Below are 620 nucleotides of genomic sequence, written 5' to 3' on the forward strand. Positions count from 1 at the left end.
AAGTCCTGTGCGTCTGCCAGTTCCGCCACCCCGGCATTGTTTTTTAAAAATGGAGCGGAAGACGAGGTTCGAACTCGCGACCCCCACCTTGGCAAGGTGGTGTTCTACCACTGAACTACTTCCGCTTAGAGTATTAAATTAAATGGTGCGGGTGAAGGGAGTCGAACCCCCACGCCTTGCGGCGCTAGATCCTAAGTCTAGTGCGTCTGCCAATTCCGCCACACCCGCATAAATGGTGAGTCATGCAGGATTCGAACCTGCGACCCTCTGATTAAAAGTCAGATGCTCTACCAACTGAGCTAATGACTCATCTCTATTAATAAAAGATGGTGCCGACGAGAGGACTTGAACCCCCAACCTACTGATTACAAGTCAGTTGCTCTACCAATTGAGCTACATCGGCGTTTGTATGGTGGAGGATGACGGGATCGAACCGCCGACCCTCTGCTTGTAAGGCAGATGCTCTCCCAGCTGAGCTAATCCTCCATTATACGCCTGGCGACGTCCTACTCTCACAGGGGGAGAGCCCCCAACTACCATCGGCGCTGAGAAGCTTAACTTCCGTGTTCGGTATGGGAACGGGTGTGACCTTCTCGCTATCGCCACCAGACTATTTAATT

The 620-nt window shown here is 51.9% G+C and carries 5 tRNA genes and 1 rRNA gene; all 6 read right to left on the reverse strand.

Annotated features, from left to right (window positions below):
* Positions 1-50: 50 nt before the first annotated feature.
* The 6 genes from M3600_RS28465 to rrf all read right to left on the reverse strand — a co-directional run bounded on the left by M3600_RS28465 (position 51) and on the right by rrf (position 610).
* Positions 51-125: transfer RNA gene (locus M3600_RS28465), tRNA-Gly, on the reverse strand.
* A gap of 18 nt (positions 126-143) precedes the next feature.
* Positions 144-228, reverse strand: a tRNA-Leu gene (locus M3600_RS28470).
* Between the two features lie 5 nt (positions 229-233).
* Positions 234-309 (reverse strand) — tRNA-Lys (locus M3600_RS28475).
* An 18-nt stretch (positions 310-327) separates the two neighbouring features.
* A tRNA-Thr gene (locus M3600_RS28480) sits at positions 328-403 on the reverse strand.
* 7 nt (positions 404-410) lie between these two features.
* Positions 411-486, reverse strand: a tRNA-Val gene (locus M3600_RS28485).
* Positions 487-493: 7 nt separating this feature from the next.
* A 5S ribosomal RNA gene (gene rrf, locus M3600_RS28490) occupies positions 494-610 on the reverse strand.
* Positions 611-620: the final 10 nt, after the last annotated feature.

Origin of the sequence: Niallia sp. MER 6 (assembly GCF_023714395.1) — a bacterium.
In the GTDB taxonomy this organism is placed as follows: domain Bacteria; phylum Bacillota; class Bacilli; order Bacillales; family Cytobacillaceae; genus Niallia.